The sequence below is a fragment of the Echinicola sp. 20G genome, assembly GCF_015533855.1.
GTDB lineage: Bacteria > Bacteroidota > Bacteroidia > Cytophagales > Cyclobacteriaceae > Echinicola.
Genome location: NZ_AP024154.1, coordinates 3,371,204 through 3,390,983 on the forward strand (window position 1 = coordinate 3,371,204; position 19,780 = coordinate 3,390,983).

The following is a 19,780-nucleotide window of genomic DNA, read 5'->3' on the forward strand; positions in this document are numbered from 1 at the left end:
AATCAACTTTGAAAGACCAACAAACTATTAAACATTAGTCTTACTTTGAACTTTATATTGACCAGGAATAAAGCCGAAAGACCTTACCAAACGATTCCATGAATTGATTTGGATAATGGCTAATGTCAGATTTGCAATTTCTTCTTTGGAGAAATATTGATCCAGTTTTTCATGGATATCATGACTATGTTCTTCCTCAGCCATTCTAGTTAGCTTTTCAGTAAACTCCAAAACAGCTTCTTCTTTAGGCGAATAGTAAGGTGTTTCCCTCCAGGCTGAAACAGAGAATAGTCTCAATGCGGATTCCCCAGCTTCAATTCCCTCCTTAAAGTGCATATCCATACAGTAAGCGCAGCTATTAATCTGGGATACCCTCATCCTGATTAACTCCAATAACCCTAAGTCGATCCCACACTGATCCACATAGTTTTGGGGTGACATCATCGCATGGTACAGCCCCTTGGGTAAATTTTGATAAGCAATTCGTTCTTTCATTGTATTGAAATTTTTGATTTGCTCTAATGACAGATTAAAGAACTTAAATGTGACAAGTTAATGAGGCTTTTTCTCTAAATTTTTTAGTTTATCAGGGTTACGGATAAAGTAAACGTGGCTGATTAGCCCCTTATCTACTGCGAATACCTGGCAATTGGTTAAACAACCTTCAGGTGAATAGTAGAAAATGGCAGGTTGGTGATTGACTTGTCTAAACTCGAGATGCACTTCTTTATAGAATTTTTTATACAATCCCATAAACATGGCGATGGAATCAGTAAGGCCAATGATGGTTTTTCTACTTGCAGAGGCTTTGCCGCCTCCGTCAGAACTGACAAGGATATCTTCTTTCAATAGCTTTTCTAAACTGCCAATGTTACCCTCATGGATAGCATCAATATAGTTTTGAACAATCAAAGAGTTATTAGTTAGCTCCTTTTGATTGGTTTCATTTTTTAAGTTTTTTTTGGCCCTACTTAATAGCTGTCTAGAAAGTTCTTGGCTAATTTCGAGCGTGGAACTGATCTCTTCATGGCTATAATCAAAAGCTTCTCTTAATACAAAAACAGCTCGTTGTTTGGGCTCTAACTTTTCCATCAATATCATCAATGAATAGGATAGAATTTCCTTTTTTTCATATTCTGAGTTCTCTGCATCTATAGGCTCTGGTAGCCAAACTCCAGGATAGCTCTCCTTTTGAGATTTTGAAGATTTTTTGAGATTTATGGCGCCGTTGATGACCATCCTGCTTAGGTAAGATTTTTCATTTTTGATCGTGTTATGATCTAATTTCAAATACTTGAAAAATACATCTTGAACCAAGTCTTCAGCTTCTTCAACGGATCCAAGAATATTATAGGCATAGGTGAAAAGTAATGGTCTGTAAATTTCCATTTTAAGTTTTATCTAATTCAAAGTAAAGAATTCTGCTTTCAATTTTAGGTATCTATTCTTTACTGACGTAAATGTATGAGTTAAATGTTGAAATGAATATATACAGTTTCAAGTGTTGTTTACTAATTATTAATTAGAGTTTATTGTCTTTAGGTAAATATATATTTAAATAAATTGATTGTTAGTTAAATAAATAGATTTATAGATAGTTGATGTTGGCTTATTTTTAGTTTATTTTTAAGTTAAACAGATGATAAAAGTCATGTTTTGAGACTTTTTTGCTCATGTTAATCCTACAGGTTTCGGTATAATTTTGATATAAATAAAAAGCACAAGGCGTTTTTAAATACTCACCAACAAAATTGAAAATTTATGAACTCTCTTAAACACGCTCTATTATCCATGCTCTTGGTTTTGATCGCTTTTTACGCGAAGGCCCAAGAAAGTTTTACATTATCAGCTAACCAAGAATTTAAGGTTTCTGGTACTTCCACACTGCATGATTGGGATATGGTTTCTGAAAAGGGAGCCACAGGAACCATGAGTGCAAAGCTTAATGGTACAGCTATTGAAGAAATAAAATCTTTGAAAATCACACTACCAGTGAGTGAATTGAAAAGTGGCAAGTCTGCTATGGACAAGAAAGCCTATGAAGCAATGGACACCAAAAAGAATCCCAATATCTATTTTGAACTGGATAAAGTAAATGAAATTACCGGTGATAAAATCAAGGCTACTGGTAAATTGACCATTTCTGGAAATAGTAAATCAGTCAGCATGGATGTGGGGTATAAAGTGAGCGGGGGAACAGTGACTTTCGAAGGAGAGGCTCCCATTACTTTTACCACCTTCAATGTGGATCCACCGACAGCCATGTTCAATACAATCAAAACAGGTAATGAGCTTAAAATAGCCTTCAATGCTCAATTTAAATCTGCTAACTAATCTTCAAAATCAACAGTCATGAAAAAGTTTAATAGAAGCATTACGTATGCCGTCGTTTTTATGATGATGTTTTTCATTGTAAACGCATCATGGGCGCAAAGGGATCTGATGTATTATAGACCTGATAACTCGCTAGGCCTGAATGTATTTGAAACCACCAAGGATACTGATTATGTTTTTGATGGCCTTCAAGTGAAAGTGGGAGGTGACTTTGCCCTACAGTTTCAAGGCTTGAGCCAAGAAAACAGTTTGGGAAATTTGGTGGAATTAGGCTCCAACCTTAATCTCCCAACTGCCAACTTGAACCTGGATGTCCAATTGGAGGATGGGTTGAGAATGCACCTTAGAACCTACCTATCCGCCAAACACCATCAAGAAGCTTGGGTAAAAGGGGGATACCTCCAAATGGATAAATTGGATTTCGTGTCAGATGGATTCCTGGAAGGTATCATGCAATATACCACCATTAAGGTGGGTATGGATGAAATCAATTATGGCGATGCCCACTTTCGTAGGACTGATAATGCAAGGGCGATCTTTAACCCATTTGTAGGTAACTATATCATGGATGCATTTAGTACAGAAGCTTTTGCGGAGGTTTTTGTTCAAAACAATGGACTTTTGGCACTTGTTGCCATTTCAAATGGTAAGCTGAACCAATCTGTAGTGGTCAATGATAATACTGATAACAAGTTGTCCTTCTATGGGAAATTAGGGTATGATGATTATGTAAGTGAAGATTTTAGGTTGAGGTTGACTGGTTCTTGGTATATTAATCATGGAACATCGACTGGATCCTACATTTATGGAGGTGATAGAGCAGGTGGGAGATACTACAATGTGATGCAGACTTTGGATGGTGATGGATCTGATTTTGAAGGAAGGTTTAATCCTAGGTTTTCGGAGTTGACAGCTTTACAATTCAACCCATTCTTGAAATACAAAGGTTTAGAGTTCTTTGGAATCTATGAAGTGGCTATGAATGGCGAAGACCAAGGCAATGGCCAGTTTACCCAATTGGCTGCAGAACTGTTGTATCGATTTGGTGAGGATGAGCGTTTTTATTTAGGAGGAAGATACAACCAAGTCAAAGGTGAGCAAACTGAGGATGCAGCTACCTTGACCATTGATCGTTTTAATATTGGTGGAGGTTGGTTTATGACCAAAAATATCGTAGCAAAAATTGAATATGTGAAGCAAAACTATGATGGTTATCCAACCGAAAGCAAATACAATGGTGGGGAATTTAGTGGCCTTAATATTGAAGCAGCAATAAGTTTCTAGTATAAATAAATGGAATAAGGGATAAACAATCCCTTATTCCATTTATTTATATGTAACGATAAAAATAGATTGGTTTTATGATGACTATTTATGTGGTGATTTTGACCATTTTACAGCTTTTGACTTCAAGAGAAGAAAAAGTAGTCACTTGGAATATTTTAGCGGAGAGCACCTTGGAGATCAAAGGAAAAACCAATGTCAATAGTTTTAATTGTTTGTCCAAAGAATATAAAGGGAAGGATCAATTAAGAGAAACAACAGAAGAGGGGACAAACTATTGGGATGGAGCAATTAAAGTTCCTGCAGAGGGTTTTGATTGTTTTAATAAAATGATGACCAAAGATTTTAAGGAAACCATCAAGGCTAATGAATTTCCATTGATTGAAATGGAGTTTGTAAAAATGAAGAAATCAGAAAGTCAAAGCAACCTTTTATCTGGTGAGGGGATAGTGACACTTGCTAATGTCTCAAAAAGAGTAAACTTAACCTGTGAGCTTCAGGAACTGGAAAATGGGGTAAAAAAGCTTGTAGGGAGCAGGAAATTCCTTTTTTCTGATTTTGGAATAGATCCACCAAAGAAATTTTTAGGGACGGTCAGGGTAAAAAACGAGGTGGAAGTAGAATTTTCGATACTGATTAGTACTGCTGAATAATCTTTAGTATGTGTTTAGTATGACAAATGTCATGTTTTTTTAATAGGTTTAATCTTTACTTTGTAATGAATACAATTTTTATAAACCAACATGACAGAAAAAAATACCCCTTGCGAACTATGTTTAAGCCGGAAATTCTCTATGTTTTCTGGTTTGTCCGAGGAGCATTTATGTAACCTGTCTGACAGTAAAAACCTGATTTCCCATAAAAAAGGACAAATTCTTTTCTATGAAGGGACCAAGCCTTTAGGCGTATTTTGTATTAGTTCAGGGATTGTTAAGACCTATAAAACAGCTTCTAACGGAAAAGAGCAAATCATAAGGTTGGCCCAGAAAGGTGATTTTCTTGGTTATACCTCTCTTTTGGGAGAAGAAACCTATACCAGCTCTGCAACCATTGTGGAAGATGCTAAAATATGCTTTATTCCCAAAGAAACGTTTTTGGATATTTTGTCCAAAGACAACAATTTCCATCGTAGGCTAACCAAATCGGTTTGCCAAACTTTGGGGATGATGGAAAATCAACTCACCGATGCTACCCAAAAGACCATCCGGGAGCGATTGGCTTTTACTTTGATCAAGCTAAGTGAGTCGTATGGAGTGGATGGAGGAGAAAGCCAAAAAATTGACCTTGTACTTACACGAGAGGAGATAGCTGGATTGGTTGGTACAGCCACCGAAACTGTGATCAGGTTGTTGTCAGAATTTAAGAAAGACAACTTGATAAAATTTGATGGGAAGAAAATTATAGTCTTAGATCAAAAGGGCCTTGCAAGGCTTTCAGACTTTTACAATAACTGATAAGTTTAATCAACATCATTAGAATGGAAGAGTTCGAATCAGTGATTCGGACTTTTTTTATGCCTGATTTTTTGGGTTGATACATAACTTTTTTTGCGCATTTGAAATGGCAGTGTCAAAACCTGATAAAAGTCAGGTTCTGGGTTTCTAAATGTCATGCTTGTACACACGGCTTAAAAGTAGTTTTGTATAAATCATCAACGGGTAATTTATGTATAGCAATGATCTAAGCCATATTGAAATTCCAACAGATATTCTGATGCCGGTTTTCGATAGCCGTATCCCCGCTGGTTTTTTTGGAACAATAACCCAAAGCAAAGCCAATGCTACAGAAACGGATCAGGAAATTAAAATGATTCTCGCCAATCTCCCAAAAGTGTTGGATTGGTTACATGATGCGGATTACCCGCAGGTCTTGGAAAAGCGTCCATGTGGTATTCCCTTATTCTTGTATGATAAAAACATATCCTTTAGAAAGGTGCTCTTTCATTATGATGGTACCCCTTCGTCTGCAAAAATTATCAGGGATTTCTTAATGATGTTTCAGTTTCAAGTGGTGGAGAGCCAAGCCACAATCATCTCACCTAGTTTTATACCCAAATCGAAAATAGCAGAAGAACAAGCATTGATTCAGCTTATCAGTGACCATACCAAGGAAACCAGTTTTATCAAATTCAATTTCACCAAAATTGGAGACTTTTGGTCCTATGCCAATAAGAGAGATTGCACGCTTTTGGTCACCACTAAAGGCTATCAGGCTGACTTGGCAAAAGTGTTATTCCATTTCTATAAAGGTACTGTTTGGCATGATAACTTGTCCTTCTACTTGGCCTAGTTAAAATTACCAATTAAAAACATATCTACTTGATTTATAGTGATATTTATAGTTAAATTTAAATAGAACCACTAACAGAATGAAAAAAGTTAAAGATGAGAATCTTATATTGTGTTATCACTGTGGTGAAAAATGCATAGATGATTTACTTGTCTTTGATGATAGAGAGTTCTGTTGTCCCGGCTGTAAATTGGTGTATGAAGTGCTTCATGAAAATGGCTTGTCCAGCTATTATGCTTATGGGGATAAGCCAGGTACAAAAGCACTACAAGGGCACCAAGCTTCTAATAGGTTTGATTACCTAAAAGAACCTGAAGTCATCCAACAACTCATTGATTTTAAGAATGAGAAGGAGACTCATATTACTTTTTCCATTCCAGCCATTCATTGCGCCTCTTGTATTTGGCTCTTGGAGAATCTTCATCGGTTAAATGAGCATATCATTTCCGGGCGGGTAGATTTTATCAGAAAAGTAGCCAGTATCAAATTTCTCCATGATCAAGTCAGTTTGGTTGAGGTGGTAAAGTTATTGGCAAGGATAGGCTATGAGCCAGTGATCAAGCTTTCAAGTATAGATTCAAAAAAAACAACAACAAGTACAGACAAGCGGTTAGTTTACCAACTGGCTGTAGCGGGCTTCTGCTTTGGCAATATGATGTTTTTCAGTTTGCCGGAATATTTTAGCGAAGTCAGTTTGTTAGGAGAGGGTTTTAGGGGTTTGTTCAATTATCTCAACCTATTTTTGGTCTTACCAGTGGTGTTTTACGCTGCAAACGATTATTACCGATCAGCTTGGTTTGCTATAAAAAGCGGTTACGTTAATATGGATGTGCCTATAGTCATGGGCATCATAGCCTTGTTTGGTTACAGTCTTTTTGAGGTGTTTTTTATGGGCAGTTCTGGTTATTTTGATTCTTTAGGCGGTCTGCTCTTTTTCTTGCTGCTAGGAAAATTTTATCAGCAAAAAACCTTTAGCACACTGTCATTTGATCGGGATTATAAGGCTTACTTTCCTTTGGCCATCACTAAAATAAATGGTCAAGCAGAAGAAGTGATCTCTTTACCAAAGTTAAGGGTTGGAGATACCATAAAAGTAAAAAAAGGCGAATTGATCCCAGCGGACAGTTTGCTTTTAGAAGGAGAGGCATTGATAGATTATAGTTTTGTGACAGGAGAAGAAGTGCCTGTCCCTGTAAATCGTGGGGAGGTGATTTATGCGGGTGGCAGAGAACAATCCGGAGCTATTTTACTCAATATCCAAAAATCCCCCTCCCAAAGCTACCTGACTGACCTGTGGAATCATGAAAGCTTTTCGCGAGAAAAGAATAGCCTAGCCTCTTTGGCAGATGCAATCAGTGGAAAGTTTACCTTAGCTGTTTTATTGATTGCTTTTGGAACTTTGGTTTTTTGGAGCTTTACCGATTTCACGATGGGGATCAAGGCATTTGCAAGTGTCTTGATTGTAGCATGTCCATGCGCTTTGGCTTTATCTACACCATTTACACTTGGAAATGCTTTAAGAATTTTTGGTGCCCGCGCATTTTACCTAAAGAACAGTGGTGTGGTGGAAGATTTAGGAAAAGTGGATACATATGTTTTTGATAAAACAGGCACTTTAACAGATCCTTCGTCAGCCAAGGTGAGTTTTATGGGGATAAGGTTGGAAGAAGAGCTGCTTATGGATATAAAAGGTATGGTTCAGCACTCCTCTCACCCATTGAGCAGTAGGATCAATGCTTGGCTACAGGGTGTAAGGCCAGCCTATGCGGAAGGGCTTGAAGAGCTTCAAGGTAAGGGCATCCGAGCGATTTGTAGCTCCCGGAGTATACAACTTGGCTCAGCCAAATGGTTGGGTTTGGGAAAGGTGAAAACTGGAGATCATGGTAATAGGGTTTATCTGTCCGTGGACGGAGAGGTATTGGGCTATTTTCATATTCAAAGCAGTCTCAGAAAAGGCGTTGTAGAGGTAATTGAGAACCTCAAAAATACTGGAGTAGTTCATCTACTTTCAGGAGACCATGACTATGAAAAGGCCAGCATGGTGAAGGCATTTGGAGAAGGAGTTTGTATGAATTTTAATCAAGGGCCAAAGGATAAGCTTGACTACCTCCAAAGCTTGAACCAACAAGGTAAGCAAACGCTAATGGTTGGAGATGGGCTCAATGATGCTGGTGCACTTCAGGAAAGCTTGGTAGGAATTGCTGTTTCCGATCAATACACGCATTTTTCTCCCGCAAGTGATGCCATAATAATCGCTGAAAATTTAAGGGATTTGCCCAAAATGGTTCAGCTGGCCAAGGATAGTAAAAAGGTCATTGTGGCCAGTTTTATCCTCAGCTTTTTATATAATCTGATTGGTATTGGGCTAGCAGTACAGGGAATGATAAGTCCGGTGATCTGTGCGGTGCTTATGCCGCTGAGTAGTATTTCAGTGGTGCTCTTCACTTCACTTATGATGAATTACCTGGCTATAAAAAGAGGACTTAAAAAACAATGGACATGGAAGTGATTTTCATTTTGATCGGTATAAGCATGCTCTTGGCAATTGGATTTTTTCTGCTTTTTATTAGGGCAATGAAGGATGGCCAGTATGATGATACTTATACTCCTTCGGTGAGGATTCTGTTTGATCATGAAAAAAAGAACAAAGTTAAAGAAGATAAACCGTCAACTAAAACCAAATAAATATGTCTGAAGCGTTACTGGAAAAGTTCAGTTACGATAACAAAATCGTAAAGTACTTTGGAGCTGCCACCATGATTTGGGGCATAGTCGGGATGCTAGTGGGTATTTTGGCCGCCACACAGCTTTTTCTCCCTGAGGCCAACTTAGGAAATCCTTATACAACATTTGGCAGGATTAGACCATTACATACCAATGCCGTAATCTTTGCCTTTGTGGGGAATGCAATTTTTGCAGGTGTTTACTACTCTATGCCGAGGTTGCTCAAGGCAAGGATGTGGAGCGATACCTTGAGTTGGATCAACTTTTGGGGTTGGCAATTGATTATTTTGGCGGCTGCGATTACATTGCCTTTGGGGCTTACCACTTCAAAAGAATATGCAGAATTGGAATGGCCAATAGACATCGCCATCGCTGTGGTATGGGTCGCATTTGGTGCCAATATGATTGGTACATTACTGAAAAGAAGAGAAAGACACATGTATGTGGCCATTTGGTTTTACCTGGCTTCCTTTGTGACAGTGGCTGTGCTCCACATCTTTAATTCCCTGGCTTTGCCTGTGTCATTTTTCAAGAGTTATTCCGCCTATGCCGGGGTACAGGATGCACTGGTTCAATGGTGGTATGGACACAATGCCGTCGCCTTTTTCTTGACCACGCCTTATTTGGGACTGATGTATTACTACTTGCCCAAAGCGGCAAACCGTCCAATCTATTCCTATAAGCTTTCGATCATCCACTTTTGGTCCCTGATTTTTATCTATATCTGGGCAGGTCCTCACCATTTGCTTTATACAGCTTTGCCTAACTGGGCACAAGTACTGGGGGTTGCCTTTTCTATTATGCTGATCGCTCCATCATGGGGAGGAATGGTAAATGGACTCCTGACCCTTAGAGGTGCTTGGGATAAAGTGCGCGTAGACCCAGTATTAAAATTTATGGTCGTTGCAGTGACGGCTTATGGTATGGCTACTTTTGAGGGCCCGATGTTATCCTTAAAATCTGTCAATGCCATTGCTCACTATACGGATTGGATTGTGGCGCACGTACACATCGGAGGTTTGGGATGGAATGGCTTTCTGACCTTCGGCATGTTGTATTGGTTATGGCCAAAAATGTGGAATACTAAATTGTACTCAACCAAAATGGCTAATACCCATTTCTGGTTAGGGACCTTAGGGATTATTTTCTATGCCCTGCCCATGTATGTCGCTGCATTGACCCAAAGTTTGATGTGGAAAGAGTTCAATGAAATGGGGCGCTTGGCATATCCCAACTTCTTGGAAACCGTCTTGGAGATTGTTCCAATGTACATGTTCCGAGCCTTTGGCGGCGTACTTTATTTGACCGGAGCCTTGCTGATGGTCTATAACTTGGTGAAGACCACCAAGGTTGGAACTTTCGTGGAAAATGAGCCGGATGAGGCCCCTGTATTGACCAAGCATATAGCCAAAAAAGGAGAATATTGGCACCATGTGTGGGAAAGAAAACCAATTTTCTTTACAGTACTGGCTACAATAGCTATCCTCATTGGGGGAGCCATCGAGATCGTACCAACACTTTTGGTGAAATCCAATGTGCCAACCATCAGCAGCGTAGCGCCTTATACACCTTTAGAGCTTCAAGGTAGGGACCTTTACATCTCAAATGGCTGTGTGGGCTGTCACTCTCAGATGATCAGGCCATTCCGGTCCGAGACCGAGCGATATGGTGAATATTCCAAAGCAGGTGAGTTTGTCTATGACAGACCATTTTTATGGGGATCCAAAAGAACTGGGCCTGATTTGCACCGGGTAGGCCGAAAATATCCAGATAGCTGGCATTACCATCACATGCTAGATCCAAGAACCATGTCACCAGGATCGACCATGCCATCATACTCCTGGATGATCACCAATACCATGGATCATGAGGATATGCCTGATAAGATCAGAACCATGCAAAAGTTGGGTGTACCCTATCCGGAAGGATATGCTGATGAACAGGCAATGGTGGACTTGGAAAAACAAGCCAGTGAAATAGCGACTGGTTTGTCCGAGGACAACATAGAGGTAATGCCCAATTCTGAAATTGTGGCTTTGATTGCCTATTTACAGCGCTTAGGAACAGATATCAAGAAAGTTGATGCTCCCACAGAAAATAGTATTGCCAAATAAACTTTGAAGTCATGCAAAAAGAAATATTAAGTTCGATCGAAAATGTGGAAATCTATCCGATCATCTCACTACTTATTTTCGTGCTCTTTTTCGTGGGCATGGGATGGTGGGTATTTCGGGTGGACAACAAATACATTGACCACATGAAATCATTGCCTGTAGATGAGAGCCACTTAAACGAAGACGATCATGAAGAGAAATAAGTTTTTAGCAATACTATCACTTTTGCTGATGTGCGCAACTACAGTCTTTGCCCAAGAGGAAGCGATTGGCGGAGGCATGATGGAAACTTTAAGCAGTATGGATAGCGGCCAAATCACCTTATTGATCATGATTTTGGTCGTATTGGGTGTTATGGTTTTGCTATTGATCCTGATGATTTACCTTATGTCCTTTATGGCGGTAGTCCTGAGAAAGGAAAACCCAGAGCTGGCCAATGAACCTACTTGGTGGGAAAACTTTAATGAGAAGTATATCTCCGGTAAGTTTAAGTCTATTGAGGAGGAAGAGGAAATCATGCTTGACCATAGTTATGACGGGATTGTGGAACTGGACAACTTTATGCCTCCTTGGTTGAAATATGTTTTCTATGGAACGATCATTTTTGCTGTAGGATATCTGATCAATTATTCCACCCTTGGATGGGGGAAAACACCTACGGAAGAATATACTGCAGAATTGGAGGCAGAGGCTATTGCAGCAGAAAGCCGAAAGGCACTGGCTTTGGCATCCATTGACGAAAGTAATGTAGAGTTTAACCAGTCTGATAGGGTATTGATTGCAGGGGGCACCATCTTCCAAAACAACTGTGTGGCCTGTCATGCTGCCGATGGTGGAGGAGGAGTCGGTCCTAACTTTACAGATGAATATTGGATTCATGGTGGAAGTATCAAAGATGTATTTACAGTGATCAAGTACGGCGTACCAGACAAAGGAATGATCCCTTGGCAGGATCAGTTAAGCCCAGAGGAGATCCAACAGGTAGCCAATTTTATACTATCGCTAAAAGGAACCACTCCTGCCAATCCTAAAGAACCACAAGGGGAGCTTTATACACCTGAGGCGGATAATCCAAATGAGGAGGGGGAAGCTGGTGTGGACAGTACCGCTGTGTCATCGTGATAAATCAGGGTGGGAGTATCCCGCCCTTCAATCTGAACTAAAATGGGAAATCCATTAGAAAGTAACCAAAAAGAAGCCTTCAGAGACTCTCTTTCCACTGTTAAGGAAGATGGAAAGAGGAATTGGGTATATCCCAAAAAGGTAAGAGGGTTCTTTTATAAATGGAGAACCTACCTTTCATGGTTATTACTTGGGTTTCTCTTTGTGGGGCCTTTTCTAAAAATAGGAGGCAAGCCCTTTTTGTTGCTGAATATTTTTGAAAGGAGATTTGTGATCTTTGGTCAAGTATTTTGGCCGCAAGATACTCATATTCTGCTTTTTTTATTGTTGATTTTCTTTGTATTCATCATTCTGTTTACGGTTGTATTCGGAAGGGTTTTTTGTGGTTGGGCCTGCCCTCAAACCTTGTTTATGGAAATGGTCTTCCGAAAAATTGAATATTGGATAGAAGGAGACGCCAGCCAGCAAAAGAAGCTGAATGCCATGCCATGGAATCAAGAGAAGGTTTTAAAAAAAGGAGCAAAAATGGGTGCTTTTCTGCTAGTATCCTTGTTGATAGCACATACGGTAATGGCTTACCTGATAGGGGTGGATAAGACATTGTCCACCGTTTCCAGTCCGCCAACTGATAATTTGACTGGCTTTTTGGGCTTGATGGCATTTACTGGTATTTTCTTTTTTGTATTTGCTTGGTTTAGGGAGCAGGTGTGTACTGTGGTTTGTCCTTACGGTAGGCTTCAGGGAGTGCTTTTGGATACCAACTCCATCAATGTCTCTTATGATTATGTGAGAGGAGAACCACGTGGAAAGATAAAGAAAAACCAATTTGATGAGATCCCAAAAGGCGACTGCGTAGACTGCTCATTATGTGTACAGGTTTGCCCTACCGGGATTGATATCAGGAATGGTGTTCAAATGGAGTGTGTCAATTGCACTGCCTGTATCGATGCTTGTGATGAGGTCATGATCAAAGTAAAAAGACCAACCGGTTTGATTCGGTATGCTTCCGAGAATGGGATTAAAGATGGAAACCAAAAGTTACTGACGCCAAGGGTAATGGGGTATTCTTTTGTATTGATGTTGTTGATAGGGGCTTTTATTGGTTTGTTGGTGACTAGGACGGAGCTTTCTGCGACGATTACGCGCTTTAGAGGTATGACTTATCAGGAACGGACAGATGGGCAAATCAGCAACTTATATGAAGTTACATTTATCAATAAGACTTTCGATACACAAAATGTTCAGATTAAAGCTGATGATCCAAGATACAGTATTGAAGCGACAGGTGAAGGAAACTGGGAAATGGAAGGCCAGTCCAAATTGGAAGGCAGGTTTTTTCTGGTGGTGGATGCCGGTGATGTGCACCAAATCAATGAAGAAGTGAACCTACGATTGCTGCAAAATGGAGAGGTAATCGATGAAATTGAAACCAGTTTTATGGCTCCATTACCAAAGAAAAATGACTAAATTAATCAAACTATGAATTGGGGAACAGGAATAATATTGGTATTTGTGGGCTTTGCTACCGTAGTCTTTACCATGGTAGGGATATGTATGAACCAAGATGATATTCATTTGGTCACAGAGCACTATTATGAGGAAGAGATCAAGTACCAAGAGCAAATTGAAAAAGCCTCTAATGCAGCCCAGTTAAAAGAGAAAGTGATGGAGTTCGAAGCTGGTACAAAATCGCTACTGATCCATCTTGGTAAGGGAGACAAAGGGACATTGTGGCTCTTTAGACCTTCAGATGCCACATTGGATCAAAAGATGGAAATGGAATTTACAGATGATCTAGGGAAATCGATTCGGCTAGAAGATCTAAAAGCTGGTTATTGGAGAGTGAAATTGGCTTGGGAACGGAATGGAAAACCCTATTATGAAGAACAAAAAATCAATTTATAGATGATTTGGACGGCTTTTTTATTGGGATTCTTAGGTTCATTTCATTGTTTGGGAATGTGTGGTCCAATAGCCATGGCTGTGGCCGCTGCTGACCAAAAACAATACTGGACCAGGAAGCTTTTTTATAACTTGGGAAGAACGCTGACCTATAGTTTGCTAGGCTTATTGGTTGGAACCATGGGCTGGGGCTTAGAGTTGGCCGGAGTCCAGCAGTGGACGTCCATTGGCTTGGGTGTGCTGATTATACTTTTTGCTTTATTGTATCGTAAGGGCGAGCAGGCTATCGTACAAGTAGGACTTTATAAATTCGTGGGAAGTATCAAGGCTTCTTTGTCCTACTGGTTACGAAAAGGTGGGACTGTTGCATTTTTTATGACTGGACTTATTAACGGACTTTTGCCATGTGGGATGGTTTATATAGCATTATTAGCTTCTTTGGCTCTTTCAAGTCCCTTTGAGGGAGCTTTGTATATGTTTGCTTTTGGGATGGGCACTGTCCCTTTGCTTTTTATACTTATGTTGGGAGGACAATTATTTAGTCCCTCCAAAAGGCAGCGTCTATTTAAATTGATGCCCTATTTTGCGGTTTTTATTGGAGTACTTTTTATTGTCAGAGGTTTGGGTTTAGGTATTCATTTTATCAGTCCAGAGCTTAGCTCCTTAGCACCATCAAAAGCCCCTACAGAAATTACCATTTGCAAATAATCAGAAAGTGGAGCTGTTCAACTCTTAAAAGCAGTCCAATGTCCTTTATAATTTTTGTAAATTAAATCAGTGGTTCAGGACTAACTGAAAAAAATGCAGTTGGACGCAACCCAAATAATAATGTAGATTGAGCTTTAGAACTCGCATAGATTTCAGCTAAAAAAGACAGCACGCAGGGTTAGTGAAAGTAAGTTTAGTGGCCTCGATCAATGTATCGTGGACCTGATGTAAGAATCCACATTTTCCCTTGTAATAACCTCTAAAGGAAAAAGCTCTTTCTCAGGTGCTTGTTTATTAAAGAGCAGGTGATTGGCAAGGTGATGGATTCCTCTAAATACCTGTCTGTTTGGGTTTTGGTTGATCAGGAAATTGATATCTCCTGATTTGAGCAATTCTATGTTTTCTTCCAAGAGATCATAGCCTACGATACAGATGTCAGAGAGTTTGTTTTTTCTCAATATATCTGCAGTAAGCTTGGCTCCAGATGAGGTGGGGATAAATAAACCCTTGATTTTGTCTTTTTTTATGGCTTCAATAAGTTTGGATTCAAAGGATTTCATGTCGTCACCCTCAATGATTACCGCAGAAACAGTGACTTTTTCTTTTTGCGAAGAACTAAAATAGTCCCTAAAGCCTCTTTCCTTTTCTTTAAAGTGAACAGAAAACTGGATGCTTTCACTGACGTGAAGGATTGAAGCAGTATTATTTTGGCAGTTGGTGCCCAAGTCGATCAAAGAAGCGCCTAACTTTCCACTCTGGTATAAGTCCTGCCCAATGAAGGATAGTGGAGAAACATCAGGAATCATGGTGTTGAAATGCACATAGGGAATTTTAAGCTCGTCAAGCTCCTTAAAAAACTCCAGGGCTTCATTGAGGAAGATAGGGGCACTCAAAACAGCATCAGGCTTGCTTTCGAGTAATTTTTTAGAAGCACTTTTAAAGGAACTAAAATCATGGAGTTCAAAAAAGTGAGGCTCCAATACCATATGATAGGGTCTCCACTCTACTTTTGAAGCCTCCAAGCCTTGAAGTGATAAGTTCCAATAAGGGTCTTGTTTAGGATTCGGAACGAGCAAAGCGATTTTGTATACTTTGCTTGAGCCAAGGGTCTTGGCCAATAGGTTTGGCGTATAGTCAATTTCTTTTAGGACTTTTTCCACTTTTTGCCTAGCAGCTTCTGAGACTTTACCTCTTTTGTGAATTACCCTATCCACCGTACCAACGGATACGCCGGATAACTTGGCAATGTCTTTTATCCTGATCATCTTATTTTTTTCCATAATAGGGTCTGTTAGGTCAATGGATTTTTGGTCTTTTTGAAAAAATCGTAAACCACGAAAGTAATAGTTTTTTTGATCTGTACATAATCGGACTGTTTTAAAACCACTAATGACAATTGACTGAATTAATAATTTGTTAATGAGAATGAATGGTACCGTTTCAAATTATCAACTATGTCTTTGTTCTTTATTATAATTCTAATCAAAAACAATTATTAGTCCTTTTGCACTATATAATTGTTCTGTTTGGTTACTCTATGTTTCCGCAAACAAATAAATTGTGTGCGGAAACAATTTCAAAATATTTTTTGATTAATACAATTTAATTTCTACTTTGGTGATGTGTAAAAGATTAGTGTGTCATTCCTTATTTATTAAATAATTATTTCTTTTCGAATTGTATGTGGAGTTTTTTATTAAGCAATTGTTAAAGAAATAGGAATAATGAATGGTTTTGCTGATCTGGTTTAAGACCTCTGAGTTGAATAAGAAGTGGCTACTAATAAATAGTGAACAAACTCGCTTCTTTTAATGATTTATTGACTTCTGAAATTGAAAAATTCTTACACCTATAAATCGTAAATATGAAAAAACAAATTACCCACAAAACTAATCCCTCATCGCTTTTCAAAAAGAAAAGCAAACTTCTGCTAGCGCAAAGTATGCTGGTAGGTGTTGTGTTTTCTGGTTCTGCGTTTGCAGGTAATGTAGAAAACGCTGCAACTTTTAATGAGATTGTCAGTATCGGGGAGGCTGACATTAAAGTAACCGGGACCGTTCTTGATAGTAACGGTGATCCACTGCCTGGAGCTGCTGTTTCTGTTCAGGGACTCAGTAGAGGTACTGTGACCGACTTGGATGGTAAATTCAGTATTGATGTTCCAGAAGGTTCTACTTTGGTAGTTTCTTTTTTGGGCTTCACTACTAAAACGGTAGAGGTTGGAAACCAAACAGAAATCCGGGTCGTGTTGGAAGAAGAAGCCTCTGCCCTTAATGAAGTGGTAGTAACTGCCTTTGGTATGGATAAGCAAGAAAAGGCACTAGGTTACGCAACCAGTACTATTAAATCTGATGAATTGGTGAAAGTAGCGACACCAAACTTGGCGACAGCATTATATGGTAAAGCTCCAGGGGTGAAAATTGCTACAGGTGCCGGTGGTGCGACTTCGGCCGTTAACATCCAAATACGTGGTGTAAACTCCATAACAGGTAAAAACCAGCCTTTGATCGTTTTGGATGGTGTGCCTATCCGAAATGAGGAAGTGACCAATAACAACTATTGGGGGGATCAACGTCTGAGAGGTAATGGCCTTTTGGACATCAACCCGGCTGATGTCGATAACATCTCCATTTTGAAAGGAGCGTCTGCGGCAGCATTGTATGGTTCAGAGGCTGTAAATGGTGTGGTTTTGATCACTACCAAAAAAGGTAAGGCAGGAGAAAAAGGAATGAGAGTTGACTTTAATGCAAACTTTGCTGTCGATCAAATTGCTTACTTGCCAAGATATCAAAACGTTAGAGGGCCGGGCATGCCATCCCATATTCAGGATTTAGGTCAATCGGAAGATGGGTTTAATTATACTGAAGATGGTGTAAGAACTGTCCCTAATACGACTACAAACTACGGCCCTGCATTTGATGGGCAGCCGATGATGGCTTGGGATGGAATATCTAGACCATACGTGGCTCAGGAAGACAACTACGCGGCATTGTTCAATGATCCTATCAGTTCTCAAGTAAACGTGGCTATTTCCAATGCGACTGAAAAGGGTAATTTCCGTTTGTCACTTACTCGTCAGGACAATGAGGCTTTGAGCTTGAACTCAAAAAACAGTAAAAACATCCTAAATCTGAACTCCTCTTACAAAGTAAGTAAGAAAGTTAAAACGGATTTGATGATCAACTATATCAATCAAAACACCAAGAACCGTCCTTATTCCGTTGACAGAATGATCAATAATTTCGGTGGGATGATGACCCGTTTTGATAATGGTGCTTGGTATTTGGATAAATATCAAACTAGTAGAGGCTACAGGTTCGTTACAGGAAGTAATCAGAGTTTGACTCCTGATGAAAATATTACAGGAAACGGATTTAGAAGTGATATTGCTGATTATGTATGGAGAGTTAATAAACATTTCTTGGATGAGACCAGTAACCGTGTAATTGGTAGTTTGACCAATACTATTGATATTACTGAAGGTTTGAATTTAAGAGCTCGGATTTCTACTGATCTTACCAGTAGATACTCAGAAGATTCTCGTTCGACAGAGAGACCATTGGCGTTTGGCCCTTCAGGGTCTTTTGGAATGACTTCTGAATTGTTTAGTATCCTCTATGGAGATGTCATGCTAAACTACCGTAAGCCAATTACCGATGAAGTGACATTTAGTGCTATGGCAGGTTATACGGCTAGACAAGAAAGCTATAATAGTATAAGTCGCAGTACAAATGGAGGTTTAAGCTCAGAAAATCTCTTCGATATTGTAGCATCTACCAATATTCCTAACTCAGGTTCTAATCGTACCGATCGTGTTATTGATGCTTTTATGGGAACCGTTAATTTGGATTATAAGGGAGTGTGGTTTGTAGAAGGAACTTTGCGTAGAGATAGAATTTCTACCATGAATCCTAATAACAACACATTCTTCTACCCATCAGTTAACTCCAGTTTTGCGATTTCTGATGCTGTTACTTTACCAGATTTAATTACTTTCTCTAAATTGAGAGGTTCTTGGGGGATAGTTGGTAATTATCCTGATGTATATTCTGCTAACATTGCATATACTCAAAACTCGTTAGGAGAGCAACAACCAAATGGTTCCAATGTACTTTATACTGTAATTCCTTCAAGCTTTGGAAATGATGGTATCAAACCTGAGCAAAAGCATGAATTTGAATTTGGCTTGGATACTAGATTCTTCAACAATCGTTTCGGCTTGGATGTGTCCTATTATAATGCACAAATCAGAGATCAGATTTTGCCATTGACTTTGCCATCTTCTGCCGGTGCATCTTCTGTATTGACCAATATCGGTACACTTAGGAATACCGGAGTGGAAATTGCCTTAAATGGTCAGATAGTGGAAAGCAGAGATTTTGGATGGAATGCAGTGGTTAACATTGCCAAAAACGTCAATAAAGTAGAGAAATTGGCTAATAATGCTACTGAACTCCTGCATGCTGATTACGATGGTAATGCGGCTCAGTTGAGATCAGTGGTGGGGCAGCCAATGGGAGATTTCTATGCTCGTCCAATTGCAACTGATGATAACGGAGACAAAATCGTTCAGCCAAATGGTCTGTATAAAATAGATGACCAAAACTGGATCAAAGTAGGAAATGCCATGCCTGATGCAGTGGGTGGTATCATCAATGATTTCAGGTACAAAAACTTCTCTTTGTCGGCTGTGATGGACTTTCAAATTGGTGGTAGTGTAATGCCAACAGGGATCAATTGGATGATCTCTCGTGGTTTGACTGAGGAAAGTTTGAATTATATGGATGAAGCAAGCGGAGGATTAGCTTATTACTTGGATGGTGATGGAAATGGCGTTCAAGTAGACCATTCTACTGGACAAGGTCCAAATGGAGAGACTGTTTACCATGATGGTATGCTGATGGATGGCGTTATCGCTGACGGATCTGCCAATAGCAATGTGGTTTCGCAAGCTTATTACTATTGGAATACTTATAACTGGGGAGGTCCTCAATACAGTCAGTCTAGGTATGAATTGTATATAAAAGATAACGACTATATCAAAATGAGGGAATTGTCCATCAGTTATGCTATACCGAATCAGATCTCTTCTAAATTCGGTGCTTCCGATGTTAATATTTCAGTATTCGGAAGGAACTTGTTTTTCCTTTACAGAAACATCAAGGATCTAGATCCTGAAGTTTTAACCGGTGGATCCAGATGGACTCAAACATTGACCAGTGCGGGTACTAACCCTGCTACCAAAACTTATGGTGTAATATTAAGAGCCAGATTCTAAAAGCTAGTTTAAGAACAATTCATAT

Annotated in this window: 17 protein-coding genes; 14 read left to right on the top strand and 3 right to left on the bottom strand. The window is 39.4% G+C overall.

The genetic code is table 11. From position 1 onward, the window contains the following. Window positions 1–27: 27 nt before the first annotated feature. Window positions 28–495 (bottom strand): carboxymuconolactone decarboxylase family protein, encoded by a 468-nt coding sequence (locus tag JL001_RS13825; protein WP_200976933.1) that lies wholly within the window; start codon window positions 493–495, stop codon window positions 28–30. A gap of 57 nt (window positions 496–552) precedes the next feature. Next, complete coding sequence (locus JL001_RS13830) at window positions 553–1,389, bottom strand: sigma-70 family RNA polymerase sigma factor (protein WP_200976935.1); 837 nt, start codon at window positions 1,387–1,389, stop codon at window positions 553–555. A gap of 372 nt (window positions 1,390–1,761) precedes the next feature. On the opposite strand from JL001_RS13830, the gene JL001_RS13835 reads away from it, so the two are divergent. The 13 genes from JL001_RS13835 to JL001_RS13895 all read left to right on the top strand — a co-directional run bounded on the left by JL001_RS13835 (window position 1,762) and on the right by JL001_RS13895 (window position 14,477). Further along, window positions 1,762–2,334 (top strand): YceI family protein, encoded by a 573-nt coding sequence (locus JL001_RS13835; RefSeq protein ID WP_200976937.1) that lies wholly within the window; start codon window positions 1,762–1,764, stop codon window positions 2,332–2,334. An 18-nt stretch (window positions 2,335–2,352) separates the two neighbouring features. Continuing rightward, window positions 2,353–3,618, top strand: coding sequence for a hypothetical protein (locus JL001_RS13840; protein ID WP_200976939.1), 1,266 nt, complete (start codon window positions 2,353–2,355; stop codon window positions 3,616–3,618). Window positions 3,619–3,695: 77 nt separating this feature from the next. Next, window positions 3,696–4,271 (top strand): YceI family protein, encoded by a 576-nt coding sequence (locus tag JL001_RS13845; protein ID WP_200976941.1) that lies wholly within the window; start codon window positions 3,696–3,698, stop codon window positions 4,269–4,271. 90 nt (window positions 4,272–4,361) lie between these two features. Further along, complete coding sequence (locus JL001_RS13850; RefSeq protein WP_200976942.1) at window positions 4,362–5,072, top strand: Crp/Fnr family transcriptional regulator; 711 nt, start codon at window positions 4,362–4,364, stop codon at window positions 5,070–5,072. A gap of 211 nt (window positions 5,073–5,283) precedes the next feature. Beyond that, complete coding sequence (locus JL001_RS13855; RefSeq protein WP_200976944.1) at window positions 5,284–5,907, top strand: hypothetical protein; 624 nt, start codon at window positions 5,284–5,286, stop codon at window positions 5,905–5,907. A 79-nt stretch (window positions 5,908–5,986) separates the two neighbouring features. Continuing rightward, window positions 5,987–8,416 (top strand): heavy metal translocating P-type ATPase metal-binding domain-containing protein, encoded by a 2,430-nt coding sequence (locus JL001_RS13860; protein ID WP_200976946.1) that lies wholly within the window; start codon window positions 5,987–5,989, stop codon window positions 8,414–8,416. Beyond that, entirely contained in the window at window positions 8,407–8,592 is a 186-nt protein-coding gene (gene ccoS, locus JL001_RS13865; RefSeq protein WP_200976954.1) for a cbb3-type cytochrome oxidase assembly protein CcoS, read from the top strand. The genes JL001_RS13860 and ccoS overlap by 10 nt, the downstream gene beginning before the upstream one ends. 2 nt (window positions 8,593–8,594) lie before the next feature. Further along, the gene (gene ccoN / locus JL001_RS13870; protein WP_200976963.1) at window positions 8,595–10,745 is read left to right on the top strand and encodes a cytochrome-c oxidase, cbb3-type subunit I; all 2,151 of its coding nucleotides are present in this window, start codon (window positions 8,595–8,597) and stop codon (window positions 10,743–10,745) included. Window positions 10,746–10,756: 11 nt separating this feature from the next. Further along, window positions 10,757–10,948 carry a cbb3-type cytochrome c oxidase subunit 3 gene (locus JL001_RS13875; protein WP_200976965.1) on the top strand — a complete coding sequence of 64 codons (192 nt, stop codon included), beginning with the start codon at window positions 10,757–10,759 and terminating at the stop codon, window positions 10,946–10,948. After that, the gene (locus JL001_RS13880; protein WP_200976967.1) at window positions 10,935–11,867 is read left to right on the top strand and encodes a cbb3-type cytochrome c oxidase N-terminal domain-containing protein; all 933 of its coding nucleotides are present in this window, start codon (window positions 10,935–10,937) and stop codon (window positions 11,865–11,867) included. The genes JL001_RS13875 and JL001_RS13880 overlap by 14 nt, the downstream gene beginning before the upstream one ends. 42 nt (window positions 11,868–11,909) lie before the next feature. Then, window positions 11,910–13,334, top strand: coding sequence for a cytochrome c oxidase accessory protein CcoG (ccoG, locus tag JL001_RS13885; RefSeq protein ID WP_200976977.1), 1,425 nt, complete (start codon window positions 11,910–11,912; stop codon window positions 13,332–13,334). 12 nt (window positions 13,335–13,346) lie between these two features. Continuing rightward, window positions 13,347–13,772: a FixH family protein gene (locus JL001_RS13890; protein WP_200976979.1), complete on the top strand. Its 426-nt coding sequence runs from the start codon at window positions 13,347–13,349 to the stop codon at window positions 13,770–13,772. Further along, entirely contained in the window at window positions 13,773–14,477 is a 705-nt protein-coding gene (locus tag JL001_RS13895) for a sulfite exporter TauE/SafE family protein (protein ID WP_200976981.1), read from the top strand. It begins immediately after the preceding gene. Between the two features lie 206 nt (window positions 14,478–14,683). On the opposite strand, the gene JL001_RS13900 is transcribed toward JL001_RS13895, so the two are convergent. Next, window positions 14,684–15,757, bottom strand: a complete 1,074-nt coding sequence (locus JL001_RS13900) for a LacI family DNA-binding transcriptional regulator (RefSeq protein WP_200976983.1) — start codon at window positions 15,755–15,757, stop codon at window positions 14,684–14,686. A gap of 584 nt (window positions 15,758–16,341) precedes the next feature. On the opposite strand from JL001_RS13900, the gene JL001_RS13905 reads away from it, so the two are divergent. Next, complete coding sequence (locus JL001_RS13905) at window positions 16,342–19,755, top strand: SusC/RagA family TonB-linked outer membrane protein (protein ID WP_236252817.1); 3,414 nt, start codon at window positions 16,342–16,344, stop codon at window positions 19,753–19,755. The last annotated feature ends 25 nt before the right edge of the window (window positions 19,756–19,780 follow it).